This window comes from Methylobacterium endophyticum, from assembly GCF_050591105.1.
Taxonomy (GTDB): Bacteria; Pseudomonadota; Alphaproteobacteria; order Rhizobiales; family Beijerinckiaceae; genus Methylobacterium.
The window spans coordinates 231,393-254,823 of sequence record NZ_JBNHES010000002.1; the positions used below are offsets into that span (position 1 = coordinate 231,393).

Below are 23,431 nucleotides of genomic sequence, written 5' to 3' on the forward strand. Positions count from 1 at the left end.
CGGAGGCTCAATCGGTCCAGGAGGCGTCGCCGCACCAGTCGCGCCACAGGCTCTTGGAGGCGGCCTCGGCGCGGTCGAAGCGGCACCATTCCGAGCGCTGCACGAGGGAGCGGGTGGCGACGCGCGCCGCCGGCTTGTCGGCCTCGTCCATCACGCTGCGGCAGGACGGGCTGAGGCTGCCGCGCTCGCGGCGCAGGCAGGCGGTGATCTTGCCGACATTGGGGACGTCGGACGAGCACAGGCGGAACACGTCCGGCGTGCAGGCCGCGCGCTGCATGCTCGTCACCTCCGCCGTGGCTGCGGTGGCGCACAGCGCGATGGCGAGGGCCGGGAGGGAGGACACGAACTTCATGGCGATCACCGCTGGGGACTGACAGGGGGGCGTGGCACGGGCCGGATCTCCGGCCCTGCCGTTCACCCTTTCTTCATCTCACGTCGGCGCGCCCGCATCGGTGCCGGCGGGCACCTGAGCGTCGCTCGTCGCGGCGGGCCGGGCCGTTTTCCCGCGGCGCTTCAGGAGGCCGGCGATCCAGCCGCCCGCCAGCAGGAACCGCTCGGAGATCACCGAGATCAGCACGAACACCGCCGGCACGAACACGAGCGACAGCAGCGTCGAGAAGATCAGCCCGCCGATCACCGCGATGGCCATGGGCGAGCGGAACTCGCCGCCGATGCCGAAGGCCAGCGCCGAGGGCAGCATGCCGGCCACCATGGCGATGGTGGTCATGACGATGGGGCGCGCCCGCTTGCGGCCGGCATCGATGATGGCCTCGTCGCGCGCCATGCCGTGCCGGATCGATTCGACGGCGAAGTCGACCAGCATGATCGCGTTCTTGGTGACGATGCCCATCAGCATCAGGATGCCGATCCAGACCGGCGTGGTGAGCTGCTTGCCCGAGATCATCAGGGCCAGCACCGCGCCGCCGAGCGAGAGCGGCAGCGAGAACAGGATGGTGATGGGCTGGAGCAGGCTGCCGAAGAGCAGCACCAGCACCGCGTAGACCATCATCAGGCCGGCGCTCATGGCCTGGGCGAAGCCCTCCGAGAGCTCGTTCAGGCTCTCGGCATCGCCGGACTGGCTGATGGTGACGCCCTTGGGCAGGGACTTCATCACCGGCAGCGCGTCGATGTCCTTCAATACGTCGCCGAGGGCTGCCGTCCCGACGAGGTCGCAGGCGACGGTGGCCTGACGCTGGCGGTCGTAGCGGCTGATGTTGGTGGGACCCTGCTGGAAATCGAGCGAGGCGATGGCCGAGAGCGGGATCGAGCCCCCTCCCCCCTTCGGCACGCGCAACTGCTCCAGCACCTGCCGGTTGACGCGCGCGCGGTCGTCGAGCTGCACCCGGATCGGGATCTGGCGGTCGCCGAGGTCGAACTTCGCCAGCGCCGGCCCGACATCGCCGATGGTGGCGACGCGGATGGTCTCGGCGAGCTGCGTCGGCGCGACGCCGAGGCGCGCGGCGAGGTCGAGATGGGGCCGGATCTGGAGTTCCGGCCGGTCGAGGGTGGTGCCGGAGATGACGTTCGCCACGGTGGGCAGGCGCCGCATCTGGCCGGCGAGCTCGTTGGCGACGTTGGCGACCTGCCGTGGATCGGTGCCGCGCACCACGAGCGAGATGGCCCGCAGCCCGTTCTCGTCCACGAAGTAGAAGCGGATATCGGGCACCTCGCGCAGGCGCTTGCCGATCTCGCGCTCGAGGTCGATCTGCTTGATCGAGCGCTCGCCCTTGCCGGTGTAGTTGATGATGAGCGAGGCGCGGCGCACCTCGCTCGGCTCGCGCGGCACCCGGCCGCCATCCACGAAGACGCTCTTCACCTCGGGCAGGCCGCGGATCACGCCGACGATGTCCTCCGTCACCTTCTCGGTGTCGGAGAGCTGCGAGCCCGGCGGCAGCTCCAGCGCCATCACCGAGCGGGAGGTGTCCTGCGCCGGCAGGAAGCCCTTCGAGAGCAGCGCGATGGAGGCGATGGAGGCGGCGAAGAAGCCGAGCCCGATCAGCACCGTGATGAAGTAGTGGCGCACCGAGACGGTGACGAGCCGCGTATAGGCCCGCAGCACCGGCCCCGGCGGCTTCTCCTCGGCCTTGTGCGGCTTCATCAGGTAGGCGGCCAGCATCGGCGTGACGAAGCGCGCGGCGAGCAGCGAGAAGAACACCTGCACCGCCACCGTGATGCCGAACTGCTTGAAGAACTGCCCGGCGATGCCGGACATGAAGCTCGCCGGCGCGAAGATCGCGATGATGGTCAGCGAGATGGCGATGACCGCGAGCCCGATCTCGTCGGCGGCCTCCATGGCCGCCTCCTTGGCGGATTTCCCCATCCGCATGTGCCGGACGATGTTCTCGATCTCGACGATGGAATCGTCGACGAGGATGCCGGTGGAGAGCGTGATGGCGAGGAAGCTCACGAGGTTCAGCGAGAACCCGAGCATGTCCATCGCCCAGAAGGCCGGGAAGATCGACAGCGGCAGCGAGACCGCGACGATCACCGTCGCCCTCAGATCCCGCAGGAACAGAAAGACGATCACCACGGCGAGGAAGGCGCCCTCGAACAAGGTGTGGATCGCGGCCTCGTAGTTGCCGAGGGTGAAGTCGACGGAGGTGTCGATGAGCTTGAGGTCGAATTCCGGGTTCTCGGCGCGCAGCGTCTCGACGCGCTTCTCGATGGCTTTGGCCACCACCACGTCGCTGGCGCCGTTGGCGCGCTTGATGCCCACGGCCACGGTGGGCTCACCGTTGAGCCGGGCGAAGTTGCGCCTGTCGCCGATGGTGTCGGTGACGAGGCCGAGGTCTTCCAGCCGCACCTCGCCACCGGTGGGAAGCGCGATCATCACGCCGGCCAGCTCCTGGAGGCTCTTGGCCGAGGCGAGCGTGCGGATCGCCTGGTCGCGGCCGCCGATCTCGGCGCGCCCGCCCGTCACCGTGACGTTGGTGCCGCGCAGGCGCCGGCTCACGTCGAAGGCGGTGAGCCCGAAGGCCTGGAGCCGGTCCGGATCGAGGGAGACGAGCACCTCGCGGCTCACGCCGCCGATGATCTCCACCTGCGCCACGCCCTTCACGTCCTGGAGCGAGCGCTTGACGGTGTTCTCCATGAACCAGGAGATCTGCTCCGGGCTCTTGCCGGCGGCGGAGGCCGCGTAGGTCAGGATCGGCAGGCCGACGACGTCGACGCGCTGGATCAGCGGCTCCTCGGCGCCCTGGGGCAGGTTGGCCCGCACCCGCGTCACCGCGTCCTTGACGTCGTTGAGCGCCCTGTCGGTGTTGGTCTCGAGCCGGAAGGCGATGGTGGTGACGGAGAGCCCGTCCGTCACGGACGAGGAGATGTGGCGCACGCCCTCGACGCCGGAGACGCCGTCCTCGACGGTCTTCGTCACCTGGGCCTCGATCTCGGCGGGCGCCGCGCCGAACTGCGGCACCACGACGGAGATCAGCGGGATGTCGGCGTTCGGCAGCCGCGTGACCGGCAGCCGCATGAAGCTCGACCACCCGAGCGCCAGCAGGATGACCGAGAAGACGATCGACGGGAGCGGGTTCTTGATCGCCAGCGAGGAGACGTTGACCGACATCAGCGATTCCGTGTCCCGTCCGTGATGACCGGCGTGACCTTGTCGCCGGAGCGGAGCGCCGTGCCCGCATTGGCGACCACCGGCTCGCCGTCCGAGAGCCCTTCGCGGATCTGGATGGTACTCTCGTCGAAGAGGCCGGTGCGGACGCTGCGCGTCTCCACCGTGGTGCCGCGCAGGACCTGCACCGTGGGCGAGCCGTTCTGGTAGGAGACCGCCGAGCGCGGCACGGCGAGGGCGCAGTCGCGCGCCGTCTCGACGATGGCGCTGGCGAACTGGCCCGGACGCAGCGCCGTTCCCGCCTCGACCCCGAGCCGGGCCCGGCCGAGCTGCGAGCCCGGATCCACCTCCGTCACCGGAACGCGGACGCTGGCCTTAAGCTCGGTGCCGTCCTCGCGCAGGATCCGCGCGGCGGAGCCGATGCGCAGCTTGGTCACGTAGGGGCTCGGCACGTCGACCATGAGGTCGATGCCGGAATCGCCCATGATGCGGATCATCGGCTCGGGGGGCATCCCGGCCGCCTGCATGCCGGAGCCCATGCCACTGCCCATGGCCGCCGCGCCCATGCCGGGGCCGGAGGGCATCCCCGAGAGCATGCCGACGCGGGCGTTGATGCGGGTGACGCGGCCCGCGATGGGCGCGCGCAGGCTGAGCGAGGGCGGACCCGGCGGGCGGGCGGCCATGCCGGAATCGTCCCCCTGGCGCACGGCTTTCAGGATCTCCTGATCGGCGGCGACCTTGTCGCCCTCGGTGACGAGGATGTCCGTGATGCGATAGCCGTCGAGGGGCAGGCTGGCGCCGCTCTCCTCGCGGGCCATGGCGAAGCCGGTGATGCGCACCTGCTCCTTGAGGCAGGCCGACCCGGCGCGCACGCTGGCGACGGTGGTGCCTTCAGCGGTGCTCTCGGCTCTGGCCGGCCAGGGACGGATCGTGCCGAGTACCGCGAGGCCGATCCCGGCGCCGGCAAGGGCCGCCGCGACGCTGCGCCTGCTGAGGCGGCGCTCGCTCACATGGTGTCTCATGGCCCCCCGGCTCGCCCGACCCCGTTGTCGTTTTCGCGGGGCACCCGGAAGCCCGGTGGTCCCGTCCGATGCCGGCCGCGCCAGACGCGAACGGCCCGCCGCGCGCCTGGAAGGCAGGCGCTACGGCCCCGCGCGGCCGGCGACCCTTTCGAGTCGACGGGCCGCGCCGCTCATTTCCGGTATCCGGGCGAGGCGCGTCAACGCCCCGCTGTCTTCACCTGCAGCATATTCACCGCCTGGACGCGCCTGTTCTCGGCGGCGAAGGGATCGCTCGTGTTCTTCAGGCGCTGCTTGCCGTAGCCGACGCTGATGAGATTGGCGGCCGGGATCTGGTAGGTCGTCACCAGGAAGCGCTTCACCGCCTCGGCCCGGCGCTCGGAAAGCTTCTGGTTGAGCTCGTCGCCACCCTTGGCGTCGGTGTGGCCGGCAATCATGAAGGTCTGGCCCTGCAAGTCGGGGCTGGTCAGGGCCTTGCCGAGCGCGTTGGCGGTCTCGAGCGCCTTCCCCTTCAGGACGTCGGAGTTGTAGTCGAACTCCATGGCGAGATCGATGTTCGGCTTGGTCTCGGCGACCATCTGGAGCCTGGTGCGCTCGCCGGTGGAGAGCGAACGGCTATTCTTGTTGCGCACCGAGTCGACGAAGCTGGCCTCGGCCGGGCTGACCTGGGGTTGCGGCGCGCCGATGGAAAGGCTGCGGGTCTTGGCCGGGGTCAGCGCCTTGAGGATCGAGCTTTCGGAAACATCCTCGGCGAAGACGGGCTGGGCGAGAAGAAGAACGGCGGCCGCGCCGGACAGTAACATTCGGTGGGCGTTAACCGAGAAGCGGGACATGTGAACCTCCTCTTGGGATGTGCAGGTGATCGGATAAGCAGGTCACCTCGTGTCGCAAACTTTCTTCACATGCCGCTGATTTGCGATCAACGGCCTTCCCAAGCATTCGACATGGTTTTGCGTGCGGTTGAGCACGCGCTGAACGCCGAGGACTGCCCCAACGCCTGTCTTCGCATGGTCTCCGCACTGTCCGGCCACTCTCGCCGGCCGCTTTTCGGGATCGACGGGGCCTGCCCGCCTCCCCCCGAGTCGCCCCCTCAGCGGATGCCGACGAGTTCGAAGTCCTTGTCGATGGTTGGGTTGAGCTTCAGGGCTCCGGCGAGGTCCTTGCGGCCTTGAGCGCTCTCCCCGAGGCGCATCCTGGCGACGCCGCGCCCGTAGAGGGCCGAGCTATGGGAGGGGTCGACGCGCAAGGCCGCGTCGTAATCGGCGATGGCGAGGCGCATGGAACCCTGCTTGAGATGCACCAGCCCCCGGCTGTCGAGGGCATCGACGAAGTTCGGCCGCAGCTTGAGCGCCTCGCCGCAATCGTCGAGCGCCCTGGGCAGATCGTTGTCGATGGCGCGCATCCAGCAGCGGTTGTTGTACGCCTCCGGGTTGCTGGGGTTGAGCCGGATCGACTGGTCGAAATCGGCGATGGCGAGCTTCACCTCCCCGCGCTGGGCGTAGAACTGCCCGCGCTCGTAATAGGCGCCCTCGTCGCGCGGATCGTTGGCGATGCGGCCGTCGAGCTCGGTCTTCCGTTGCAGTTCCACCGCCGAATACTGGGCCTTCAGCGGCGGCTTCACGGGATCGGCCGCGACGGGCTTCTCGTCGTCCAGGCGGCGCAGCTCCTTGCGGGCGCGGTCGGCGAGCGGGCCGGTGGCGTGCTTGCCGAGGAAGTCCTCGAAGGACTTGCGCGTGTTGACGAGGCTGGCGCTGTCGAAGTCCTTGACCACCTGCGAGACCGACGTGCCCGACGGCTCCTCCTTGCGCGGAGGGACCTCGGCCTTGTCGACCGGCGGAGCGGGCGGCGGTTCCGGGGCCTTGACCACCGGCGGCGGCTCGACGGGCGGGGGCGCCGCCACGACCTTCGGAGGCTTCGGGTCCTCGGCGGGGCGCTTGGGCTCCTCGACCGGAGGCTTCGGCGGTGGCGCCTTGGCCACGGCCTTCGGCTGCGCCGCCGGATCGAAGGAGAACGGCGTCTCCAGGCCGGAGACCAGGGCCGGGAGCTGCTGGTTGCGGCTGTCCCTGGCCACGGCGTCGCGCACGGCGCCGAAGGCCTGCTCCGCGCTGGCGTCGCCCGTTCCGATCTGGCGCGCGACCTCGGTGCCGAATCCGCCCTGCCCTCCTCCGTCGTTCGCGACGCTGCCCGTCGCCGCCGAGAACAGGCTCAGCGTGCCCGGAGCCGCCGGGGTCGCGGCAAGCCCCATGGAGAAGCTGCGGAAGCGCCGCTCGAAGGGATTGCGGCGCGAGGCGTCGAGGACGATCACCCGCGCGTCCGCGTTGCGCTTGGCCATGCCGTCGAGGAGCGCGTCGACGGAGACGCCGTCGCGCAGCACGTCGGCCTCCGTCCAGATCCGGCCGTCGACGGGAATGAGGTAGTTCTTGCGGCCGACCTGGATGCCGTAGCCGCCGAAATACACCAGCGCCACGGAGCCGGGCTCGATGCTGCGCAGGAAGCGGTCCACCGCCGCCTGCATCGCCTCGCGGTTGAGGTTCTCGCCCGCCTCCACGGCGAAGCCGCGCTTCCTCAGCGCGTCGGCCACCGCCTTGGCGTCGCTCGCGGGCGTCGCGAGCACCATGTCGCTGTCGGGATAGGCGGCGTTGCCGACGACGAGCGCCGCGCGGGCCGGGGCGGCGAGACTTGCCGTCGCCGACAGCATCGGGGCCGCGAGAGCGACGAGGATCAGTCCAACGCAACGAGCGATACGCATGTCATCCCCGACGTATGTCGCACGAGCGCGTGATACCCGTTGCCCGTCCGTGCGGGCAATAGCATGCGGCTACTCTACAGTGGGCCGTCGCTCCGATCGGGAGCGGGATTTCCATCATGCGCGAGATGGCCGGGCGCGTCTTGCCCCGATCCCGCGCTGCTGGCAGGACGCCTTGCCCGGCACCATCGTGCGGCGGACGGGGATTTCGGACGGGACCCGCATGGCGCAGATCACCGACGACTGCTTCGCCCATGGCCGGCCGGCCCTCTCCGTCGAGGCGGTGGCGGATCTGATCCGCGAGCGCATGCCGGTGCTGGCCGGCGTCGAGACGCTGCCGCTCGCCGAATGCGACGGCCGCGTCGCCGCCGGGGAGGTGGCCGCCGGCATCGACCTGCCGCCCTTCGACAATTCCGCCGTCGACGGCTACGCCGTGCGCTTCGCCGACCTCGCCGGGAGCGGGGAGACGGTGCTGCCCGTGCGCGGGCGCGTGCCGGCCGGCGCCACGGAGATCGCGGCCATCCCGGACGGGGCGGCGGTGCGCATCTTCACGGGCGCGCCGATGCCGGCGGGCGCCGACACGGTGTTCATGCAGGAGGATGTCCGCCGCGACGGCGAGCGCGTCGTGCTGCCCGGAGGGTTGCGGCCGGGCGCCAATCGCCGCCTCGCCGGCGAGGACGCGGCGCGCGGGGTTCCGGTGATCGCGGCCGGACGGCGGCTGCGGCCGACGGACCTGGCGCTCGCGGCCGCCACCGGGCATGCCGCTCTGAGCGTCCGCCGGCGCCTGCGCGTTGCCCTGTTCTCCACCGGCAGCGAGCTGGCCGAGCCGGGGGCGGCGCTGCGGCCGGGCATGATTTACGACTGCAACCGCCTGCTCATCGCCGCGCTGCTGCGCCGGCTCGGGGCCGAGGTGGACGATCTCGGCATCCTGCCCGACGAGGGCGGCCTGATCGCCCGGCGCCTCGCCGAGGCGGCCCAGGGGCACGATCTGATCCTGACCTCCGGCGGCGTCTCCGTCGGCGAGGAGGACCATGTGAAGGCGGCGGTGGAGGCGGGCGGGCGCCTGACGTTCTGGCGCCTCGCGATCAAGCCCGGACGGCCGGTGACCATGGGCTCCGTCGCCGATACGCCCTTCGTCGGTCTGCCGGGCAACCCCGCCGCCGCCTATGTCACCCTGCTCTTCGTGGTCCGGCCGCTGCTCGCGCGCCTCGGGGGCGCCGTTCACGAGCCGCCGCCGGGGATCGTGGTCAGGACGGCCTTCGCACACCGCAAGAAGCCCGGCCGCCGCGAATATGTCCGCGTCACCCTGCGGCCGGGAGCGGACGGCATGCCGGAGGCGGTGAAGCTGCCCCATTCCGGCGCCCTCACCTCCCTCGCCGGCAGCGACGGGCTGGCGGAGCTGCCGGACGATTCCGCCGGGGCGGCGCCCGGCGGAATCGTGCGCTTCTACCCCCACGCCCTGCTCTGGTGAGGGGCGGGCTCAGTTTCCGGCGGCGCGGAAGGTGTCGCAGGAGCGCGTCTGGCCGCTCTTGAAGCCGGTCATGAACCAGCGCACCCGCTGCTCGGACGAGCCGTGGGTGAAGCTGTCGGGCACGACGTAGCCCTGGGCTTGCTGCTGGAGCTTGTCGTCGCCGATGGCCGAGGCCGCCTTCACGGCCTCGCGCACGTCGCTCTCGTCGATGGCGTTGTACTTGTCGTTCGAGTTCTTTGCCCAGACGCCGGCGAGGCAGTCGGCCATCAGCTCGACGCGCACGGACAGGCGGTTCGCGTCGGTGCGGCCGGCGGCCTGCTGGCGCGACTGCACCTTGCCGAGGATGCCGAGCACGTCCTGGACATGGTGGCCGACCTCGTGGGCGATGACGTAGGCATAGGCGAAGTCGCCGCGCACGTCGAACTTCTGAGCCATCTCCTGGAAGAACGACGTGTCGAGATAGATCTTCTTGTCGAGCGGGCAGTAGAACGGCCCCATCGCGGCCTGGGCCGATCCGCAGCCGCTGCGGGTGCCGCTGGTGTAGAGCACCATCGTCGTCGGCGTGTACTGCTTGCCCGTCTGGTTCGGCAGCACCGTGCTCCAGACGTCCTCGGTGTTGCCGAGGATCTTGGCCGCGAACTGTCCGGCCTGATCCTTGGGCGGCGCGCCCCGGCGCGACTGGGTCTGCGGATCGACGCGCTCCTCGCGCTGGCGGCCGCCGCCGCTCATCTGCTCGGCCCCGCCGATGAGGATCGCCGGGTTGATGCCCGTCACCCAGCCGATGATGCACAGGATGACGATGGTGCCGATGCCGAGCCCCCCGGCGCCGCCGCCGGGAAAGCCCATGCCCCCGCCGCCTTCGCCGCGCCGGTCCTCGACGTTGTCGGAACTGCGAAAATCGTCCCAGCGCATCGGCCCGTATCCCTGATCCGCCGTCCGCGTCGGCGTGTTGCCGCATGTAATGGCAGGCCAAGCGCGGCGGTTCCACCCCGCGCGACGTCAGGCCGACCGTGTTGTCCCGTCGAGAGTGGCGCGCAGCAGCCGGAAATCGCGCCAGGCCAGCCGCTTCTGCACGGGCTGTCGCAGGAGATAGGCGGGATGCAGCGTCGCGAGAAGCCTGATCTCGCGGTCCGGCAGCTTATAGGGATAGAAGCGCCCGCGCGCCTTGAGGATGCCGTCCTTCGTGCCGGTGAGCGCCTGCGTCGCCGGGCTGCCGAGGCAGACCAGGATGTCGGGATCGGCGAGGGCGATCTGCCGCTCCACGAAGGGCCGGCAGACCGCCACCTCCTGCGGGGTCGGATTGCGGTTTCCCGGCGGACGCCAGGGCACGATATTGGCGATGTAGGCCCCCGTCCGGTCGAGGCCGATGGCGGCCATCATCCGGTCGAGCAACTGCCCCGAGCGGCCCATGAAGGGCTTGCCGATGCGGTCCTCGTCGGCGCCGGGCGCCTCGCCGACGAACATCACCCGCGCCGCCGGATTGCCGTCGGCGAAGACGAGGTTCTTGGCGGTGAAGCGCAAGGGGCAGCCGTCGAACTCGCGCAGCAGCGCCTCGAGTTCCTCCAGGCTTCGCGCGTCGGCGGCGCGGGCGCGGGCCGAGCCCGCCGCCTCCTCGGGCCGGGCGGCCGCCGACCGTCCGAAGGTCGGGGCGGCCGGGGCGCGGATCTCGCGCGGCTGCGGTGGCGGGGGAGCGGGCGGCGGAGGCCGCCGGAGCGGAGCCGGCGCCTCCTCGGGGGCGTCCGCCTCCTCGAAGCGGTCATGCGGCACCTCGTCGAGGGCGAGGTCGACGCCTGCTTCCGTATGGAAGTCGAGATGGGCGATCAGGTCGCGCCGGGCATCGGCGGTCGAGGTCATGGGATCCGAGGTCATGGGATCGATCCGGTGTTCGGGCCGGTTGCGAACAACGAATATCCTCGCGTCATGGTCGACCACGCCTGAATCGCCATAAGCGCTTGCCTTCCTACCTTGGAATGGGTTGAGGAACGCAAGGGGAATTCGTGAAGACCGGGTCGAGCGCCGAAGCGCCGGCCGCGATGGAGGAAGCCGGATGGCGTTGCCCGAACGCGAGGGGATGGATTTCGACGTGGTGATCGTCGGCGCCGGGCCGGCGGGCCTCGCCACGGCCATCCGCCTGAAGCAGATCGCGGCCGAGAGCGGCGAGGAAGTCAACGTCGTGGTCGTCGAGAAGGGCTCGGAGGTGGGCGCCCACATCCTGTCCGGGGCGGTCATCGACCCCTCGGGCCTCGACGCCCTGGTCCCCGAGTGGCGCGACGATCCCGAGCGGCCCCTGAAGACGGCGGTCGAGCAGGACGAGTTCCTGTTCCTGACGAAGAACAGCGGCCTCTCGCTGCCGAACTTCGCCTTCCCCAAATTCATGAGCAACCACGGCAATTTCGTCGGCTCGCTCTCGAACGTGACGAAGTATCTCGGCGCCAAGGCCGAGGCGCTCGGCGTCGAGATCTATCCGGGCTTCCCGGCGGCTGAGGTGCTCTACGACGAGGCCGGCGCCGTCGTCGGCATCGCCACGGGCGATCTCGGCATCGCCAGGTCCGGCGAGCCGCGCGACGACTTCACCCGCGGCATGGAGCTGCGCGGCAAGTACACGGTCTTCGGCGAGGGCGCGCGCGGCTCGCTCACCAAGACGTTGGTCGACCGCTTCAGGCTGAACGCGAACAGCGACCACCAGAAATACGGCCTCGGCGTCAAGGAGCTCTGGCAGATCAAGCCCGAGAGGTTCGAGCCGGGCCTCGTGCGCCACACCATGGGCTGGCCGCTCTCGAACAAGACCGGCGGCGGCTCCTGGCTCTACCATTTCGACGACAACCTGCTCTCGGTGGGCTTCGTCACGCATCTGAACTACGAGAACCCGACGCTGTCGCCCTTCGAGGAGTTCCAGCGCTTCAAGACCCATCCGATGATCCGCGAGGTCTTCGAGGGGGCCAAGCGCATCGGCTACGGGGCGCGGGCCATCATGGAGGGCGGCTGGCAGTCGGTGCCGAAGCTCGTCTTCCCCGGCGGCTGCCTCGTCGGCGACTCCGCCGGCTTCGTCAACGTGCCGCGCATCAAGGGCTCGCACAACGCGGTGCTCTCCGGCATCCAGGCGGCCGACGCCATCGCCGCCGCGCTCAAGGCGGGGCGCCAGGGCGACGAGCTGTCCGACTACGAGAACGGCTGGCGCGGCAGCGCCATCGGCCACGATCTCAAGCGCGTGCGCAACGTCAAGCCGCTCTGGTCGAAATACGGCACTCTCGTCGGCGTGGGCTTGGGCGGCGTCGACATGTGGGCGCATTCGCTGCTGAACGCCTCCCTCTTCGGGACGCTCGGGCATGGCAAGCCGGACCATGCCTGCACCAAGCCGATCGCCGAGGTGACGCCCATCGTCTACCCGAAGCCAGACGGCAAGCTCACCTTCGACCGGCTCTCCTCGGTCTATCTCTCGAACACCAACCACGAGGAGGACCAGCCGGCCCATCTCAAGGTGCGGGACATGGGCCTTCAGAAGGCTTCGGAGCACGACGTCTTCGGCGGTCCCTCGGCGCGCTACTGCCCGGCGGGCGTCTACGAATGGGTGGAGGACGCGAGCGCCGGAGACGGCGTGCGCTACCAGATCAACGCGCAGAACTGCGTCCACTGCAAGACCTGCGACATCAAGGACCCGAACCAGAACATCAACTGGGAGACGCCCGAGGGTCCGGGCGGGCCCAACTACCCGAACATGTGAGAACGGCGCGCCGGGCCTCCCCCGGCGCCCGTCCGCATGGCGTCATCCTTTCGCCTTGCGGGCATGGCGGGAAGGTTTAGTGTCCGCCGCCGAACCGGCCCGGTCGTCGAAAGGGCCGGACAGCGGGACCGTGCAGGAGCCGTCACTGGTGAGAAACCGAAACGCCGCCCGCCGCGCCGCGCCCGCGCTCGCCCTCGCGCTGGTCTCGAGCCTCGCGCTCGCCGTGGCCGCCCGCGCCATGCAGACGCAGGAATCGCCGCCCTTCAGCGAGTACGAGCCGGCGGAGTCCCTCGAAGGCAACTTCCTCTCGGCCTACATCGCCGGCGCCTCGCGCGACACCGCCGCCGCCGCGAGCTTCTACAAGGAGGCCGTGAAGGGCGACCCGCGCAACGCCGAGCTGCTGGAGCGCGCCTTCGTCTCGCTGCTCGCGGACGGGTCCCTGCCCGACGCCTTCCGCGCGGCCGAGCGGCTCTCCTCCAAGGACGGCGCCAACGGGCTCGCGCAGCTCGCGCTGGGCGTGCGCCAGATCAAGGCCGGCCAATGGGCCGCCGCCCGCCAGAACTTCACCAAGAGCGGCCGGGGCGCGGCGGCCGACCTCACCGCGACGCTCCTGACCGCCTGGGCCTATGCCGGCGCCGGGGACGGCAAGCGCGCGCTGGAGACCATCTCGAGGCTCAAGGGCGAGCGCTACTACAACACCTTCCGCGACTATCACGCCGGCCTCATCGCCAGCGTCGTCGGGGATCAGGCCGAGGCCGAGCGCCGCCTCAAGACGGCCTACGAGGCCGACCACAACACGCTGCGCATCGTCGACGCCTATGCGCGCCAGGAAGCGCAGATGGGCCGCACCGATCTCGCGATCCAGGCCTATACCGAGTTCGACAACCTGGTGCCGCGCCACCCCATCGTGCGCGACGCCCTCGACAAGCTGAAGGACGGCAAGCCGCTCGGGCGCCTGGTCAACACCGCGCAGGAAGGCGCGGCGGAGGTGCTCTACGGGCTCGGCTCTGCCGGCTCGACGCAGGGCGACGAGCTTCCGGCGATCGTCTACCTGCGGCTTGCCCTCTACCTCACCCCCGAGCACGGGCTCGGCCGGCTGACGCTGGCCGACACCCTCGACCGGATGAAGCAGCCCGAGAAGGCGAACGAGGCCTACGCGCTGATCCCGGCGAGCTCGCCCCTCAAGCTCAACGCCGACATCCAGATCGGCCTCAACCTCGAGCAGATGGGCAAGGGCGACGAGGCGCTGGCGCATCTCGACGCCGCCATGAAGGCGCATCCCGACAATATCGACGTGGTGACGGCGCTCGGCAACGTGCAGCGCTCGCGCAAGAAGTACGAGGAGGCGGCCGAGACCTACACCAAGGCCATCGCCCTCATCGGCAACCGCCCGCAGGCCAACTACTGGACGACCTACTACTTCCGCGGCACCGCTTACGAGCGCGCCAAGCAGTGGCCGAAGGCCGAAGCCGACCTCAAGAAGGCGCTCGAACTGGTGCCCGCGAGCCAGCCCGGCGCCCGCGCCCAAGTGCTGAACTACCTCGCCTATTCCTGGGTCGACCAGAACATGAATATCGACGAGGCCTTCAAGATGCTGAAGCAGGCCGTCGATGCCAGCCCGCGCGACGGCATGATCATCGACAGCTTAGGCTGGGCCTATTTCCGCCTCGGCCGCTGGGACGAGGCCCTGCGCGAGCTGGAGAAGGCCATCGAGCTGAAGCCCGGCGACCCGACCATCAACGACCATCTCGGCGACGCCTATTGGCGCGCGGGCCGGCGCCTCGAGGGCAAGTTCCAGTGGCAGCACGCCAAGGACCTCAACCCCGAGCCGGACGATCTCGCCAAGATCAACGACAAGCTGAAGAACGGCCTGCCCGAGCTCGACAAGCCGACCGCCACCGCCGAGAACCCGCCGGCCCCCGTGGCGGCGCCGCACAACCCGGAAAACCCGGAGCTGCCGAAGGGCGCCCCCGCCCCGAACGAGCCGCCCGGCGCCGCTGACAAGAAGAAGACCGGCGGCTAGGCTCGTCCTTCTCGTCCGCCGCTATCGTCGTCGAGCCGCCGCGCATCCGTCGCGGCGGCTTTCTCCGTGAGTGATCCTGCCCGAGCGTCATGACCGTGCAAGCCCTCGCCGCCCGCGCTCCGGCCAAGATCAACCTGACCCTCCACGTCCTCGGACGGCGCCCGTCGGACGGCTATCACGAGTTGGAGAGCCTCGTGGCCTTCGCCGGGGTGAGCGACGCGCTGAGCCTCGCTCCGGGGGAGGCGCTGTCTCTGTCGGTCGACGGCCCCACGGCGGGCCCCGCCGGCCCCGCCGACGACAACCTCGTGCTGCGCGCCGCCCGCCATCTCGCGGCATCGGTATCGGGATTGCGGCTCGGGCATTTCCATCTGACCAAGCGCCTGCCGGTGGCGGCGGGCATCGGCGGCGGCTCGTCGGACGCCGCCGCCGCGCTCAGGCTGCTGGCGCAGGCGAACGGCCTGGGCCTCGACCATCCGGCCGTGGTCGCCGCCGCCCGCGCCACAGGCGCCGACGTTCCCGTCTGCCTCGATCCGCGCGCGCGGATGATGAAGGGTGCGGGAGAAGCGATCGGTCCGGCGCTGCGCCTGGCGCCGCTGCCGGCCGTTCTCATCAACCCCGGCGTGCCGGTGCCGACCGCCCCCGTGTTCAAGGCGCTCGGGCTCGGCGTCGGCGAGCGGCTGCCGGGCGCGGCCCATCCCGCGATCGCCGAGGAGAGTCGGCCGAACGCGCTCGTCGCCGCCATCGGCCCGGCCCGCAACGACCTCGAAGCCCCTGCCCTCACCGTCGCCCCGGTGATCGGCGAGGCGCTGGGGGCCCTGCGCGCCCAGGCCGGCTGCCGGCTGGCGCGGATGTCGGGCTCGGGCGCGACCGTGTTCGCGATCTTCGGCCACCGGACCCAGGCGGCGCTCGCGGCTCACGCGATCGGGGCGGCGATGCCCGGCTGGTGGGTGGCCGCGACGATGATGCGATAGAGGCTGGCCGAGAAGCGGATCCCGGATAGACGGCGGGCGGCTCAGTGCGCCCGCGCGATGCAGAAATCCACCACCTGCAACAGGGCCGACTTCATCGGACCGTTGGGGAAAAGCGCCAGCGCGTCGCGGGCCATGGCGCCGTAATGGCGGGCGCGCTCCACGGTGTCCTCCAGGGCGCGGTGGCGGCGCAGGATGGCGCGGGCGGTATCGAGGTCGCCCTCCTCCACCTGCCCCTGCTCGAGGGTGCGGCGCCAGAAGGTCCGCTCCTCGTCGCTGCCGCGCCGGAACGAGAGCACGATGGGCAGGGTGATCTTGCCCTCGCGGAAATCGTCGCCGACGTTCTTGCCGAGGCTCGCGCTGGTGCCACCGTAGTCGAGCACGTCGTCGATGAGCTGGAAGGCGATGCCGAGATTCATGCCGTAGGAGCGGCAGGCGGCCTGCTCGGCGCGCGGACGATCCGACAGAACCGGCCCCACCTCGCAGGCGGCGGCGAAGAGTTCGGCCGTCTTGGCGCGGATGACGGCGAGATACTCGTCCTCGCTGGTCTCGGTGTTCTTGGCGGCGGTGAGCTGCATCACCTCGCCCTCGGCGATCACCGTGGCGGCGGCCGAGAGGATGTCGAGGGCGCGCAGAGAGCCCACCTCGACCATCATGCGAAAAGCCTGGCCGAGCAGGAAGTCGCCCACGAGGACGCTCGCCTCGTTGCCCCACTTGATCCGCGCCGCGACCCGCCCGCGCCGCATGTCGCTCTCGTCCACCACGTCGTCGTGGAGGAGGGTCGCGGTGTGCATGAACTCGACGCTGGCCGCGAGCTTCACGGCGCCCTCGCCGGCGCCGTAGCCGCAGAGATCGGCGGTGGCGAGGGTCAGGATCGGGCGCAGGCGCTTGCCGCCGGACGCGATCAGGTGGTTCGCCACCTCGGGGATCATCGCCACGTCGGAGCCGGTGCGCGACAGGATCATCGCGTTGACCCGGTGCATGTCGCCGGCAACCAGGGCCACGAGGTCGTTCAGGCTCGCTTCCGGGTCGGAGCGGCCCTCATCGATCGGAATCACGACACCCAAGCTCGCAAGCCTCCAACAGACCGTTGCTTTCCGTGGCACAAGGCGTGGCGCACCCCTTCGCACGGGCTCGGCGATGCCGCAACCGAGGCGCTCCCGCATGTGGATATGGCGCGGCCCGGCGGAAGCCTGTACGCGGCGAAAGCGCCCGCCCGACGCGAGGCTCGGCCGGAAGGAAGGCGATGGTCGAACTCATCCGCAGCAACGATGTCGTCCTGATGGGATTCGCGCGCTCGCTGCTGGAGGGAGCCGACATTCCCCTCCTCGTCGCCGACAGCCACATGAGCCTGATGGAAGGCTCCATCGGCGCCTTCGCACCGCGCCTGCTGGTGCCGGAGGACCATGCGCGGCAGGCCCGGCGCCTGCTCACCGATGCCGGGCTCGGCCACGAGCTGCGCGATGCCTGACGGGCGGCCGGGCGACGGCTTCCTCGGCGGCCGTCTGAGACTGATCCAGCCGCCGCGCGGCGCCCATCGCGCCGGCACCGACGCGGTTCTGCTCGCACGGCTTCTCGCGATCGCCCCCGGACAGCATGTCTGCGACGCCGGTGCCGGGACGGGGGCCGTGGGCCTCGCCTGCGCGCTGCTGGCGCCGGGCTGCACGGTCGGCCTCCTGGAGCGCGACGCCGGCACGGCGGAGATGGCGCGGGCGAACGTCGCGGAGAACGGGGTGTCGGATCGCGTCGGCGTGATCGAGGCGGATCTGCTCGCGCCGGCCTCCGCGCGGCGGGCGGCCGGGCTGATGCCGGAGACGGCCGATTGCGTGCTGACGAATCCGCCCTTCTTCGAGGAGGGCGGAGCCCGCCCGTCGCCCGATCCGCTGCGGGCGGCGGCCCATCACCTGCCTGCCGGCGGCCTCGACGCGTGGCTGCGGGCCTGCACCGATCTCCTGCGGCCGAAAGGCCGGCTCGGCCTGATCCATCGCGCCGATGCCCTGCCGGCCTGCCTCGACGCCTTGCGCAACCGCTTCGGCGACATCGCCGTCCGGCCGGTCCACCCGCGCGCCGACGCGGCGGCGAACCGGATCCTGGTGAGCGCGGTCAAGGGAAGCCGGGCGCCGTTCCGGCTGCTGGCGCCGCTCGTCCTGCACGACGCGTCCGGCGCCTTCACGCCGGAAGCGGCCCGGATGCATTCCGGCGAGCCGTAGGCGCATCGAAAAAAGGGCGCCCGCTCCTCGCGGACGCCCCTGTGCCGTCGCTCTCAGTAGTAGAACCGCCGGCGGTAATAGGGCCGGTGCCAGTAGTGCCGGCGATAGCCGTAGTACCGGGGCCGGTAGTAATGGCGGCGGTAGTAAGGGCGGTAGCCATAGTAGCGCCGGTAGCGCCAATACGCCTTCTCGACGACGGCCCCCTGTCCGGCCTCCGTCTGCGCCACCACGGCCGACGGGACCGGCAGCGGGGCCGCCTCCGCCGTGGTTCTGAGGCCGGCGATACCCGCCAGCATGGCGATGGCCAGGACCATCCAACGAATCGCACGCATGTTCGGTGCTCCTCCCTGCTCGACGATCGGCGCGGGATGCGGCGAACGCCCCGCCACGGACATACTCCGGGCGAGCTTCAACGGCGAAGGTAGGCATCCGGTTCGATCCCCACGGAGATATGATGAGCGCTCCCTTGCGCGGGACCGCTCAGGGCCTACCTGCGCCCCGTTCCCTCACCGCTGAGAGACCTTCCCTCATGGCCTCCGCCGCTTCCTCCCCGTTCCGCGCGCTGCTGCCCGCCCGCTTCCGCGAGAGGCGTCCGCGCGTGGCCGTGGTGCGCCTCTCGGGCGCCATCGGCGCGGTCTCGCCGCTGCGGCCGGGGCTCTCCATCGGCACGGTGGCGGGCAGCCTGGAGCGCGCCTTCGGCATGAAGGGGCTGGCGGCGGTGGCCGTGATCGTGAACTCCCCCGGCGGCTCCCCCGCGCAGTCGCATCTCATCTTCCGCCGCATCCGGGCGCTGGCTGAGGAGAAGGCGGTGCCGGTGGTGGCCTTCGTGGAGGATGTGGCGGCGTCCGGCGGCTACATGATCGCCTGCGCGGCCGACGAGATCGTCGCCGACGAGACCTCGGTGGTCGGCTCCATCGGGGTGGTCTCCGCCGGATTCGGCTTCGACAGGCTGATCGAGAAGATCGGCGTCGAGCGCCGCGTCCACACCCAGGGCGAGGCCAAGGCCATGCTCGACCCCTTCCGCCCCGAGAATCCCGACGACGTCGCCCGCCTGAAACTCATCCAGGCCGACGTGCAGGAGGTCTTTTCGGGCCTCGTCCGGTCCCGCCGGCCGAACCTGAGGACGGATGGCGAGAACCTGTTTTCCGGCGCTGTGTGGACCGGGCGCCAGGCCGTGGCGCTCGGGCTCGTGGATGCGCTGGGCGACGTGCGCTCGACCATGCGCGCCCGATTCGGCGAGAAGGTCGACCTGCGCATGGTGGCGGAGGCCAAGGGCTCCCTCGTCGCCCGCATTCTGCGCCGGGGCGGTCCCGGCGGAATCGGGCTGGCGGACGACGCCCTCGCCGCCATCGCCGAGCGCGCCGCCTGGGCGCGCTTCGGGCTTTAATTCAGCGGCAGGCGCCGGCCGTGCCGTAGCCGCTATAGACCACCCGCACCTTGCGGACGCAGGTCTCGGCCTGGGACGCGGCCGAGACGGGAGCGACCTCCACCGGCACCACCGTGACGGGGGCGGGCACGGCCGACTCGTCCTGGGAGACGGCGAGCGCGTTGCTGGCGCCCATCACCAGCGGGGTGGCGGCGAGCGAGGCGGCGACGAGGGCGGCGAAAACAGTGATTCCGGTGCGCATGACTGGTCTTCCGTGAACGTCTGCCGTCCGAGAACGGCGCGTTGTCCCCTGGTTGCTGCCTAAACTTGGCCGGGGGCTTGGCAGTTCCCGAATTGCGGCGCCCGCCGGAAGAAATCGGTGCGGCCGCGCACGCCGACGCTCGCTTGACACCGGGAAGACCGGCCGTAAACGCTCCCGGCCTCCGATTTCGCCCGCCAATCCCGCCCGCACGGACGACAGACACGATGCCGAGCGACGCCGACCTCGCGCCCAAAACCTCCTTCCAGGGGCTGATTCTCACTCTTCAGCGCTTCTGGGCGGCCAAGGGCTGCGTCATCCTCCAGCCCTACGACATGGAGGTGGGCGCCGGGACCTTCCATCCGGCCACGACCCTGCGCGCCCTCGGGCCGAAGCCCTGGAAGGCCGCCTATGTGCAGCCCTCCCGCCGCCCCAAGGACGGCCGCTACGGCGAGAACCCCAACCGGCTCCAGCACTATTACCAGTTCCAGGTGATCCTGAAGCCGAACCCGCCGAACCTTCAGGAGCTCTATCTCGAATCGCTCGCCGCCATCGGCGTCGACCTCAAGCTCCACGACATCCGCTTCGTCGAGGACGACTGGGAGAGCCCGACGCTCGGCGCCTGGGGCCTCGGTTGGGAATGCTGGTGCGACGGCATGGAGGTGAGCCAGTTCACCTATTTCCAGCAGGTCGCCGGGTTCGAGTGCGCGCCGGTGGCGGGGGAGCTCACCTACGGGCTGGAACGGCTCGCCATGTACGTGCAGGGCGTCGAGAACGTCTACGACCTGAACTTCAACGGCGGCGCGGGCGACGAGAAGGTCAGCTACGGCGACGTCTTCCTCCAGGCCGAGCAGGAATACTCGCGCCACAACTTCGAGGCCGCCGACACCGCGATGCTGTTCCGCCAGTTCACCGACGCGGAAGCCGCCTGCCGCAGCTACCTCGCCGCGGGCGATGCCGGCGAGGGCGAGCGCCACCGCATGGCCCAGCCGGCCTACGACCAGTGCATCAAGGCGAGCCACGTCTTCAACCTGCTCGACGCGCGCGGGGTCATCTCCGTGACCGAGCGGCAGAGCTACATCCTGCGGGTGCGCGAGCTCGCCAAGGCTTGCGGCGCCGCATGGCTGAGGACGGAGGGCGGCGGGGCCGGCCTGGCCGCATGAGGACCACCGCGATGCGCAGCCTTCTCGCCTGTCTCCTCCTGCTCGCCAGCGCGCCGGCCATGGCCCAGTCGGCGACCGATCCGGTCGAGACGGTGCGCGCCTTCTACGCCAAGGACGACATCAACGCCGTCCGCTTCTATGCCAAGCGCCTGCGCACGCTCTACGAGCGCGACCAGAAGCAAGCGAAGGGCGAGGTCGGGCGCCTCGGCTTCGCCTTCCACGTCAACGGCCAGGACACGGCGGACGGCTGGGCGAAGACCCTGAAGCTGACGGCGCTCTCCCGGGACGAGGCGAAGGCCGAGGTCCAGGCCCTGTTCAAGAACTTCAGCCCGCAGGACCTGCGCTACGACATGGTGCGCGAGAACGGCGTCTGGCTCATCGCCGACGTGCGCTCCTTGCGGAAAGAGACGTGGCGGCTCGTCGAGATCCTGTCGGCGCCCTTTCCTTAGGTCTCGCTCTGGCGTCTGTCCGTACGGAGAAGCGGAAGCCACTTCTCCCGGACAGACTTCGGGGCTCCTCGACACGCCCGCGCCCGCTCTCTACACGGGCACCTCTCCCCGGCCCCGGTGCCGGTCGAACGCCAGACGCAAGCCCTCGCGCCAGCGGGGCCGCCGGACCGAGCCATGCCCGACCTCCTCCTCGAACTGCGCTCCGAAGAGATTCCCGCCCGCATGCAGCGGAAGGCGGCTGAGGATCTGAGGAAGCTCGTCACCGACGCGCTGGTGGAGCGCGGCTTCCTCTACGAGGGCGCCAAGGCGTTCTCGACGCCCCGCCGGCTGGCGCTGCATGTGGCGGGCCTGCCGGTCGCCGGGAAGGCGGTGCGCGAGGAGCGGCGCGGGCCGCGCGTCGGCGCCCCGGAAGCCGCCATCCAGGGCTTCCTGAAGAGCGCCGGGCTGGCGAGCCTCGATCAGGCCACCACCGTCACCGATCCGAAGAAGGGCGAGTTCCATCTCGCCGTGATCGAGCGCGAGGGCCGGCCGACCCTCGACGTGCTGGCCGAGATCCTGCCGCAGATCGTCAAGAGCTTTCCCTGGCCGAAATCGATGCGCTGGGGCGCGGCCTCCGCCAGGCCCGGCGCGTTGCGCTGGGTGCGCCCGCTGCAATCCATCGTCGCGACCTTCGGGCCGGAGACCGAGACGCCGGACGTGGTGCCCTTCGAGGTCGACGGCATCGTCGCCGGAACCACCACCTACGGCCACCGCTTCCTGGCGCCCGAGGCGATCGAGGTGCGCCGCTTCGACGACTACGTGCCGGCCCTGGAGCGCGCGAAGGTCGTGCTCGACGCCGACCGGCGCAAGGACATCATCCTGCACGACGCCCGCGACCTCGCCTTCGCGCGCGGTCTCGAACTCGTGGAGGACGAGGGCCTGCTGGAGGAGGTCGCGGGCCTCGTGGAATGGCCGGTCGTGCTGATGGGCTCCTTCGACGAGAGCTTCCTCGACATACCGGCCGAGGCGGTCCGCGCCACCATCCGCGCCAACCAGAAATGCTTCGTGCTGAGGAAGCCCTCCCCCCTTGCGGAGGAGGTGGCCCGGCCATCGGCCGGGTCGGAGGGGGGGCGCGCGGAAGGCACCGCGCCCGCTCTCTCCGGCACCACCCCCACCTCCGGCTCCTCCCCGCAAGGGGGAGGAGAGACGGCCCTGGCGCCGGCCTTCATCCTGGTCTCGAACCTGGAGGCCAGCGACGGCGGTCTCGCCATCACCGCCGGCAACGAGCGCGTGGTCCGCGCCCGTCTCTCGGACGCGAAGTTCTTCTGGGAGACCGACAAGGCGGTGAAGCTCGAGGACCGCCTGCCGAAGCTCGATGCAATCGTCTTCCACGAGAAGCTCGGCACGCAGGGCGAGCGTGTCAAACGGATCACGATCCTGGCGCGCCGGCTGGCATTTCAGCTCAGCTTCGGCATGGCTGTCGATGTCGATATGGCTGGGCGCGCCGCGCGGCTCGCGAAAGCCGATCTCGTCACAGAAATGGTCGGCGAGTTTCCTGAATTGCAGGGGCTCATGGGCCGCAAGTATGCGGCCCTGGAAGGCGAGGCCGACAGCGTCGCAGCGGCTATCGAGGAGCATTACAAGCCGCTCGGTCCTTCGGATCGGGTGCCCAGCGATCCGGTCTCGGTGGTCGTGGCGCTGGCGGACAAGCTCGACATGCTGGCAGGGTTCTGGTCGATCGACGAGAAACCGACAGGCAGCAAAGACCCTTTCGCGCTACGCCGCGCGGCGCTCGGCGTCATTCGCCTCATCCTTGAGAACGGTCTCAGGCTCCCCTTGCGGGAAGAGGCGCTGCCGAGCGCTTTCTACGAACAGAAACAGAAATTCGTCTTCGAGATCCAACTATCCGGGGATCTGGAAAAAGACGCAGCGGCCTTTAGCGATCAGATCATCGAGGATCCCGCCGAAGTCGACCTCCTTGCGTTCATCGCAGACCGCCTCAAAGTCTACCTCCGCGACCAGGGCGCCCGCCACGATCTGATCGACGCCGTCTTCGCCCTTCCCGGCCAGGACGACCTGCTCATGGTGGTCCGCCGGGTCGAGGCGCTCGGGCAGTTCCTCGACACAGAGGACGGAAAAAACCTGCTCGCGGGCTACCGGCGCGCGGCCAACATCCTGCGCATCGAAGAGAAGAAGGACGGCCGCGCCTACGAGGCCGCGCCCGATCCGGGGCTCGCGGCCTCGGCCGAGGAGACGGCCCTGTTCGAGGCGCTGGCGAAGGCCCGTGCCGACGCCTCGGCTGCGGTGGAGCGGGAGGATTTCGCCGGCGCCATGCAAGCGCTCTCGACCTTGCGCGCGCCCGTCGACGCCTTCTTCGAGAAGGTCACGGTGAACGCCGACGATCCGGCGCTGCGCGCCAACCGCCTGGCGCTGCTCAACGCGCTGCGCGCCGCCACCCTCGAAGTCGCGGATTTCTCGCGCATCGAGGGCTGAGG

At 70.4% G+C, this 23,431-nt stretch carries 20 protein-coding genes; 10 read left to right on the forward strand and 10 right to left on the reverse strand.

Annotation, left to right across the window (positions count from 1 at the left end; genetic code table 11):
- Positions 1–7: 7 nt before the first annotated feature.
- The 5 genes from ACP56T_RS03620 to ACP56T_RS03640 form a co-directional block, all read right to left on the reverse strand.
- Positions 8–352 (reverse strand): hypothetical protein, encoded by a 345-nt coding sequence (locus ACP56T_RS03620; protein WP_430910738.1) that lies wholly within the window; start codon positions 350–352, stop codon positions 8–10.
- Positions 353–430: 78 nt separating this feature from the next.
- Entirely contained in the window at positions 431–3,565 is a 3,135-nt protein-coding gene (locus ACP56T_RS03625) for an efflux RND transporter permease subunit (RefSeq protein ID WP_430910739.1), read from the reverse strand.
- Entirely contained in the window at positions 3,565–4,584 is a 1,020-nt protein-coding gene (locus ACP56T_RS03630) for an efflux RND transporter periplasmic adaptor subunit (protein WP_430910740.1), read from the reverse strand. Before ACP56T_RS03630 ends, ACP56T_RS03625 begins: the two co-directional genes overlap by 1 nt.
- Positions 4,585–4,781: 197 nt before the next feature.
- Positions 4,782–5,414 (reverse strand): OmpA family protein, encoded by a 633-nt coding sequence (locus tag ACP56T_RS03635; RefSeq protein WP_430910741.1) that lies wholly within the window; start codon positions 5,412–5,414, stop codon positions 4,782–4,784.
- Between the two features lie 257 nt (positions 5,415–5,671).
- Entirely contained in the window at positions 5,672–7,330 is a 1,659-nt protein-coding gene (locus ACP56T_RS03640) for a caspase family protein (protein ID WP_430910742.1), read from the reverse strand.
- Between the two features lie 220 nt (positions 7,331–7,550).
- Between ACP56T_RS03640 and ACP56T_RS03645 the strand changes: the two genes are divergently transcribed.
- Positions 7,551–8,798 (forward strand): molybdopterin molybdotransferase MoeA, encoded by a 1,248-nt coding sequence (locus ACP56T_RS03645; RefSeq protein WP_430910743.1) that lies wholly within the window; start codon positions 7,551–7,553, stop codon positions 8,796–8,798.
- A 9-nt stretch (positions 8,799–8,807) separates the two neighbouring features.
- Here the strand turns inward: ACP56T_RS03645 and ypfJ are convergent, their stop codons facing one another.
- Positions 8,808–9,710, reverse strand: a complete 903-nt coding sequence (gene ypfJ, locus ACP56T_RS03650; RefSeq protein WP_430910744.1) for a KPN_02809 family neutral zinc metallopeptidase — start codon at positions 9,708–9,710, stop codon at positions 8,808–8,810.
- An 87-nt stretch (positions 9,711–9,797) separates the two neighbouring features.
- On the reverse strand, positions 9,798–10,667 hold the full coding sequence (locus ACP56T_RS03655; protein WP_430910745.1) for a uracil-DNA glycosylase: 870 nt from the start codon (positions 10,665–10,667) through the stop codon (positions 9,798–9,800).
- Positions 10,668–10,845: 178 nt separating this feature from the next.
- On the opposite strand from ACP56T_RS03655, the gene ACP56T_RS03660 reads away from it, so the two are divergent.
- The 3 genes from ACP56T_RS03660 (at position 10,846) to ACP56T_RS03670 (ending at position 15,513) form a co-directional block, all read left to right on the forward strand.
- A complete protein-coding gene (locus tag ACP56T_RS03660) occupies positions 10,846–12,519 on the forward strand; it encodes an electron transfer flavoprotein-ubiquinone oxidoreductase (protein ID WP_430910746.1) in 1,674 nt (557 codons plus the stop codon).
- 148 nt (positions 12,520–12,667) lie between these two features.
- Positions 12,668–14,542 (forward strand): tetratricopeptide repeat protein, encoded by a 1,875-nt coding sequence (locus ACP56T_RS03665; RefSeq protein WP_430910747.1) that lies wholly within the window; start codon positions 12,668–12,670, stop codon positions 14,540–14,542.
- 95 nt (positions 14,543–14,637) lie between these two features.
- Positions 14,638–15,513: a 4-(cytidine 5'-diphospho)-2-C-methyl-D-erythritol kinase gene (locus ACP56T_RS03670; RefSeq protein ID WP_430910911.1), complete on the forward strand. Its 876-nt coding sequence runs from the start codon at positions 14,638–14,640 to the stop codon at positions 15,511–15,513.
- A gap of 41 nt (positions 15,514–15,554) precedes the next feature.
- Here the strand turns inward: ACP56T_RS03670 and ACP56T_RS03675 are convergent, their stop codons facing one another.
- Positions 15,555–16,577, reverse strand: a complete 1,023-nt coding sequence (locus ACP56T_RS03675; RefSeq protein ID WP_430910748.1) for a polyprenyl synthetase family protein — start codon at positions 16,575–16,577, stop codon at positions 15,555–15,557.
- Between the two features lie 179 nt (positions 16,578–16,756).
- Here ACP56T_RS03675 and ACP56T_RS03680 point away from each other — a divergent pair, with 179 nt between their 5' ends.
- Together ACP56T_RS03680 and ACP56T_RS03685 are read left to right on the forward strand one after the other, a co-directional pair.
- Positions 16,757–16,981: a putative signal transducing protein gene (locus ACP56T_RS03680; protein ID WP_430910749.1), complete on the forward strand. Its 225-nt coding sequence runs from the start codon at positions 16,757–16,759 to the stop codon at positions 16,979–16,981.
- On the forward strand, positions 16,974–17,720 hold the full coding sequence (locus ACP56T_RS03685; RefSeq protein ID WP_430910750.1) for a tRNA1(Val) (adenine(37)-N6)-methyltransferase: 747 nt from the start codon (positions 16,974–16,976) through the stop codon (positions 17,718–17,720). Before ACP56T_RS03680 ends, ACP56T_RS03685 begins: the two co-directional genes overlap by 8 nt.
- 53 nt (positions 17,721–17,773) lie before the next feature.
- Here the strand turns inward: ACP56T_RS03685 and ACP56T_RS03690 are convergent, their stop codons facing one another.
- Positions 17,774–18,052, reverse strand: a complete 279-nt coding sequence (locus ACP56T_RS03690) for a hypothetical protein (protein WP_430910751.1) — start codon at positions 18,050–18,052, stop codon at positions 17,774–17,776.
- A gap of 197 nt (positions 18,053–18,249) precedes the next feature.
- Between ACP56T_RS03690 and ACP56T_RS03695 the strand changes: the two genes are divergently transcribed.
- Positions 18,250–19,107, forward strand: a complete 858-nt coding sequence (locus ACP56T_RS03695; RefSeq protein WP_430910752.1) for a S49 family peptidase — start codon at positions 18,250–18,252, stop codon at positions 19,105–19,107.
- 1 nt (position 19,108) lies between these two features.
- Here the strand turns inward: ACP56T_RS03695 and ACP56T_RS03700 are convergent, their stop codons facing one another.
- Positions 19,109–19,348 carry a hypothetical protein gene (locus ACP56T_RS03700; protein WP_430910753.1) on the reverse strand — a complete coding sequence of 80 codons (240 nt, stop codon included), beginning with the start codon at positions 19,346–19,348 and terminating at the stop codon, positions 19,109–19,111.
- Positions 19,349–19,572: 224 nt separating this feature from the next.
- Here ACP56T_RS03700 and ACP56T_RS03705 point away from each other — a divergent pair, with 224 nt between their 5' ends.
- The 3 genes from ACP56T_RS03705 to glyS all read left to right on the forward strand — a co-directional run bounded on the left by ACP56T_RS03705 (position 19,573) and on the right by glyS (position 23,429).
- Positions 19,573–20,508: a glycine--tRNA ligase subunit alpha gene (locus tag ACP56T_RS03705; protein WP_430910754.1), complete on the forward strand. Its 936-nt coding sequence runs from the start codon at positions 19,573–19,575 to the stop codon at positions 20,506–20,508.
- A gap of 11 nt (positions 20,509–20,519) precedes the next feature.
- Positions 20,520–20,957 carry a DUF3828 domain-containing protein gene (locus ACP56T_RS03710; protein WP_430910755.1) on the forward strand — a complete coding sequence of 146 codons (438 nt, stop codon included), beginning with the start codon at positions 20,520–20,522 and terminating at the stop codon, positions 20,955–20,957.
- A gap of 222 nt (positions 20,958–21,179) precedes the next feature.
- The gene (gene glyS, locus ACP56T_RS03715; RefSeq protein WP_430910912.1) at positions 21,180–23,429 is read left to right on the forward strand and encodes a glycine--tRNA ligase subunit beta; all 2,250 of its coding nucleotides are present in this window, start codon (positions 21,180–21,182) and stop codon (positions 23,427–23,429) included.
- The last annotated feature ends 2 nt before the right edge of the window (positions 23,430–23,431 follow it).

Excerpts from the sequence above, each read along its gene's own strand:
- ACP56T_RS03620 (WP_430910738.1), bottom strand. The coding sequence starts at position 352 with ATGAAGTTCGTGTCCTCCCTCCCGGCCCTCGCCATCGCGCTGTGCGCC.
- ACP56T_RS03625 (WP_430910739.1), bottom strand. The coding sequence starts at position 3,565 with ATGTCGGTCAACGTCTCCTCGCTGGCGATCAAGAACCCGCTCCCGTCG.
- ACP56T_RS03630 (WP_430910740.1), bottom strand. The coding sequence starts at position 4,584 with ATGAGACACCATGTGAGCGAGCGCCGCCTCAGCAGGCGCAGCGTCGCG.
- ACP56T_RS03635 (WP_430910741.1), bottom strand. The coding sequence starts at position 5,414 with ATGTCCCGCTTCTCGGTTAACGCCCACCGAATGTTACTGTCCGGCGCG.
- ACP56T_RS03640 (WP_430910742.1), bottom strand. The coding sequence starts at position 7,330 with ATGCGTATCGCTCGTTGCGTTGGACTGATCCTCGTCGCTCTCGCGGCC.
- ACP56T_RS03645 (WP_430910743.1), top strand. The coding sequence starts at position 7,551 with ATGGCGCAGATCACCGACGACTGCTTCGCCCATGGCCGGCCGGCCCTC.
- ypfJ (WP_430910744.1), bottom strand. The coding sequence starts at position 9,710 with ATGCGCTGGGACGATTTTCGCAGTTCCGACAACGTCGAGGACCGGCGC.
- ACP56T_RS03655 (WP_430910745.1), bottom strand. The coding sequence starts at position 10,667 with ATGACCTCGGATCCCATGACCTCGACCGCCGATGCCCGGCGCGACCTG.
- ACP56T_RS03660 (WP_430910746.1), top strand. The coding sequence starts at position 10,846 with ATGGCGTTGCCCGAACGCGAGGGGATGGATTTCGACGTGGTGATCGTC.
- ACP56T_RS03680 (WP_430910749.1), top strand. The coding sequence starts at position 16,757 with ATGGTCGAACTCATCCGCAGCAACGATGTCGTCCTGATGGGATTCGCG.
- ACP56T_RS03685 (WP_430910750.1), top strand. The coding sequence starts at position 16,974 with ATGCCTGACGGGCGGCCGGGCGACGGCTTCCTCGGCGGCCGTCTGAGA.
- ACP56T_RS03690 (WP_430910751.1), bottom strand. The coding sequence starts at position 18,052 with ATGCGTGCGATTCGTTGGATGGTCCTGGCCATCGCCATGCTGGCGGGT.
- ACP56T_RS03695 (WP_430910752.1), top strand. The coding sequence starts at position 18,250 with ATGGCCTCCGCCGCTTCCTCCCCGTTCCGCGCGCTGCTGCCCGCCCGC.
- ACP56T_RS03700 (WP_430910753.1), bottom strand. The coding sequence starts at position 19,348 with ATGCGCACCGGAATCACTGTTTTCGCCGCCCTCGTCGCCGCCTCGCTC.
- ACP56T_RS03705 (WP_430910754.1), top strand. The coding sequence starts at position 19,573 with ATGCCGAGCGACGCCGACCTCGCGCCCAAAACCTCCTTCCAGGGGCTG.
- ACP56T_RS03710 (WP_430910755.1), top strand. The coding sequence starts at position 20,520 with ATGCGCAGCCTTCTCGCCTGTCTCCTCCTGCTCGCCAGCGCGCCGGCC.
- glyS (WP_430910912.1), top strand. The coding sequence starts at position 21,180 with ATGCAGCGGAAGGCGGCTGAGGATCTGAGGAAGCTCGTCACCGACGCG.